Below are 3,767 nucleotides of genomic sequence, written 5' to 3' on the forward strand. Positions count from 1 at the left end.
CAAGAAGACCTGCTCGTCTGTAGGTCTTCTGCCCCGCGTAGACGGCGGCGTAGCCTGCCTCCCGCAGGGCGGCCGCAGGGAAGTGTTCGTCCGTGAGCTTGGTCTCCTGCAGGCCCACCGCCTGCGGCCGCTCGGTGTCTAACCAGCGGAGCAGGTGGGGCAGGCGCACCTTGAGTGAGTTGACGTTCCAGGGGGCGAGCTTCATTCAGCGCTCCCAGTCCAGTTCGGCCCGGATGGCCGTCGCCACGGCCTTGAGCTCTTCCGGGTCTGCCTGGTCCTTGCCGTGGCTGCGCCGGTCCTGCCCCTGCCAGCGGGGGACGATGTGCTGGTGGTAATGAAATACCGTCTGCCCGGCCGCCTTGCCATTGAACTGGTTCAGGACGATGCCATCGGGCTGGATCGCGGTCTGGATGGCCCGTGTGACGTCCTGGACCGGGGCCATGAACGACTGCAGCTCCTCCTTGGGCATTTCCAGCAGGTTGGGGTAGTGGGCCTTGGGGATCACCAGGGTATGGCCGCGGGAGGATGGGAAGGCGTCCATGAACGCCACCACGTGCTCGGTCTCGCCGATCACCGCGGCGGGGATGTCGCCGCTTGCGATCTTGCAGAAGATGCAGTTCGGGTCTGTGGGGTACTCGGCCATTGTTTGATCTCCCTAAGGTTGTACTTGCTATCCGGGGCGCGCCGGGAAAGGGAGTTCGGTCACGGACACGCCGTGAATACGTCCATGTAGGCTCGACTGCGGCCGTCCTGGCCGCAGACGGTCCGTGACCGAACTCCCTTCCCGGCGCTTCGTGCCAGTTTCCAGTTGTGGTTCAAGCTCAGCCCGTCAGGTAGGCCCCTGACTATGCCGCGAGGCCGCTATGCCGCAGCAGTGCATCCACGCTGGGCTCGCGGCCGCGGAAGGCGCGGTAGAGTTCCATGAGGTCCTCCGAGCCGCCCTTCTCCAGGATGTGCACTAGAAAATCCCGGCCGGCGGACTGGCTGAATACGCCTTCGTCCTCGAAGCGCGAATAGGCGTCCGCCGAGAGCACTTCCGCCCATTTGTAACTGTAGTAGCCCGCCGCGTAGCCACCGGCGAAAATGTGGCTGAAGCTGTGGGGGAACCGGTGCCAGGCCGGCGGCCGTACCACGGATGTCTGCTCGCGCACCGCCTCCAGGGTCTCGAGTATCCGGGGGCCCGTTGCTGGATCGTGGTCCAGGTGCAAGCGGAAGTCGAACAGCGAGAACTCCAGCTGGCGCACCATGGCCATGGCGGACTGGAAATTACGTGCTGCCTGCATGCGCTCGAACAAGTGCTCGGGGATGGGTTCGCCGGTATCCACGTGGGCCGCGAACAGGTCTAGGGCCTCGCGTTCCCAGCACCAGTTCTCCATGAACTGACTGGGGAGTTCCACGGCATCCCAGGGCACGCCATGAATGCCGGACACGGACGCGGCACCCACGCGCGTGAGCATGTGATGCAGGCCGTGGCCGAATTCGTGAAACAGCGTCTGGACCTCGTTATGGGTGAGCAGCGCCGGCTGGTCGCCCACGGGCGGCGCGAAGTTGCAGGTGAGGAATGTGACGGCCGTCTGGATACCTTCGCCGGTGTCACGGCGGACTTTGCACTCGCCCATCCAGGCGCCGCTGCGCTTGCCACTGCGGGCGTATAGATCGGTGTAGAAACGCCCGCGCACGCCGCCGTTGGTGTCCAGGATCTCGAAGAATTGGACGTCCGGATGCCAGGTGTCAGCGGCCTGGGTGTGTTCGCGGATGCTCACGCCGTAAAGGCGCTCGACCACCCGGAACAGGCCGTCGATGACCTGCTGGGCCGGGAAGTACGGGCGCAGGTCCTCCTGTGAGATGGCGTAGCGGGACTGCCGCAGCTGCTCAGAGGCGAAGGTCACGTCCCAGGGCTCGAGCTCGTCCAGGCCGAGCTGCTCGCGGGCAAAGGCGCGCAGCGCGTCCATCTCCCGTGTCGCCACGGGTTTGGCGCGCTGGGCCAGATCAGTGAGAAAGCCGACCACGGCGTCGGGGGAGTCGGCCATCTTGGTGACCAGGGAGAGCTCCGCGTAGTTGCCGTAGCCCAGGAGTTGCGCCTTTTCTTGCCGCAGCGCCAGGATCTCTTCCATGATCTCGCTGTTGTCCCATTGGCCGGCGTGGGGGCCCTGGTCCGAGGCACGGGTGCCGAAGGCCTCATAGACTTGCTGGCGCAGCTCGCGATCGCGGCAGTGGGTCAGGATGGCGAAGACGCTTGGGAAGTCCAGGCCAATGCGGTAACCGCTCTCACCCTGCTGTTCGGCGCTTTGGCGCAACATGGCGAGGGTGGATTCCGGTAGCCCCTCCAGGCGATCGGCGGTGTCCAGGTACTTGCTCCAGGCGTTGGTGGCGTCGAGCACGTTTTCCTGGAAGCGGGAGCTGAGCTCTGACAAGCGGTTGGCGATCTCCCGGTAGCGGGCTTTTTGCTCTTCAGGCAGATCCACCCCGGCGAGACGGAAATCGCGCAGGGCGTTGTCCACGGTGCGTTGCTGGTCCGGTGACAGTCGCTGAAAGTCATCGCGGTGGCGGATCTGCTGCAACGCCTGGAACAGCCACTCGTTCTGGCCCAGCTCGGTGTGGTACTCGGTGAGCTTTGGCAGGCAGGCGTTGTAGGCCGCGCGCAGGGCTTCGGTGTTCATGACCGCATTCAGGTGGCTCACCGGCGCCCAGGCGCGGCTGAGGCGATCTTCCATGGCCTCCAGGGGGCGCACGAGATTGTCCCAGGTGAACGGCCCGCCCTGGTCGAGCAGGGTCTCGAGCTGTGCCCGGTTGTCCGTGAGGATCCGGTCGATGGCCGGTTCCACGTGCTCCGGGGTGAGGGCGGAGAACGCCGGCAGGTCCGTGTCGGCCAGCAAGGGGTTTGTCATAGTGCGTCGCTCCACGGTGTGGTCTCAAAGCCGCTATTATGGCCCGGGAGGGGCCGCGGGTGTGAGGGGTTCCACGAAGGGTTTTACCGCCGATCGGCATGGTATTGTGTCCGGCGTGCCGGACCGGCGTCCATTAGCGAGCTTTTCAGGGCCACCGGTTCGGTCCCGCATCCACACACCGTCCGCTGGACAAAGGAGCACCATGAGCACCCATTTCAACTGCATTGCCATCGGTGGCGGCAGCGGTGGCCTCGCCGTTGCCCGCCGAGCCGCCTCCCATGGCGCCAGTGCGGCCGTGATCGAGAGCGGCCGCCTCGGCGGCACCTGTGTGAACGTGGGCTGCGTGCCCAAGAAGGTGATGTGGAGCGCCGCCCAAACCCGCGAAGCCGTGGCGCGAGCGCCGGACTATGGGTTGCAGGTGACCTTCGACGGGCTGGACTGGCGCACGCTGGTGTCGCGGCGGGCGGCGTATATCGAGCGTCTGAACGGTATCTATGCGCGCAACCTGGACAAAGACGGAGTGACCCATATCCAGGGACACGCCCGGTTCATCGACAGCGCGACCGTGGAGGTGGACGGGAAGCGTTACACGGCGGATCACTTCGTTATCGCCACCGGTGGCCGGCCGACCTGGCCGAATGTGCCGGGAGCCGAGCTCGGTATCGATTCCGATGGCTTTTTCGCCCTGCGGGAGCAGCCGCGGCGCGCCGCGGTGGTTGGAGCGGGCTATATTGCTGTGGAGCTGGCTGGCGTACTGGCCGGGCTGGGTACGCAGACGAGCCTGCTGGTTCGCCGCCACGGGCCGCTTCGCGAGTTCGACGACATCATCCAGGAGGGGTTGCAGGAAGCGCTTCCCGGGCATGGTGTGAGTCTGGTCCC

The 3,767-nt window shown here is 65.7% G+C and carries 4 protein-coding genes; 1 reads left to right on the top strand and 3 read right to left on the bottom strand.

All coding sequences use genetic code 11. The features are described 5' to 3' along the window. The 3 genes from QZT63_RS00600 to prlC all read right to left on the bottom strand — a co-directional run. Nucleotides 1-205 (bottom strand): endonuclease/exonuclease/phosphatase family protein (locus tag QZT63_RS00600; RefSeq protein WP_366635419.1); only part of this gene is annotated, 205 nt, incomplete at its 3' end. Beyond that, nucleotides 206-643 carry an HIT family protein gene (locus QZT63_RS00605; RefSeq protein WP_290647740.1) on the bottom strand — a complete coding sequence of 146 codons (438 nt, stop codon included), beginning with the start codon at nucleotides 641-643 and terminating at the stop codon, nucleotides 206-208. A 202-nt stretch (nucleotides 644-845) separates the two neighbouring features. Further along, on the bottom strand, nucleotides 846-2,888 hold the full coding sequence (gene prlC / locus QZT63_RS00610) for an oligopeptidase A (RefSeq protein WP_290647741.1): 2,043 nt from the start codon (nucleotides 2,886-2,888) through the stop codon (nucleotides 846-848). Nucleotides 2,889-3,090: 202 nt separating this feature from the next. Here prlC and QZT63_RS00615 point away from each other — a divergent pair. Next, nucleotides 3,091-3,767 (top strand): FAD-dependent oxidoreductase (locus QZT63_RS00615; protein WP_290647742.1); only part of this gene is annotated, 677 nt, incomplete at its 3' end.

It is taken from the genome of Aquisalimonas sp. (assembly GCF_007120195.1).
Classification (GTDB): domain Bacteria; phylum Pseudomonadota; class Gammaproteobacteria; order Nitrococcales; family Aquisalimonadaceae; genus Aquisalimonas.

What these genes read in the sequence shown, in the direction of transcription:
- prlC (WP_290647741.1), bottom strand. Translation starts at nt 2,888, where the DNA reads ATGACAAACCCCTTGCTGGCCGACACGGACCTGCCGGCGTTCTCCGCC.
- QZT63_RS00605 (WP_290647740.1), bottom strand. Translation starts at nt 643, where the DNA reads ATGGCCGAGTACCCCACAGACCCGAACTGCATCTTCTGCAAGATCGCA.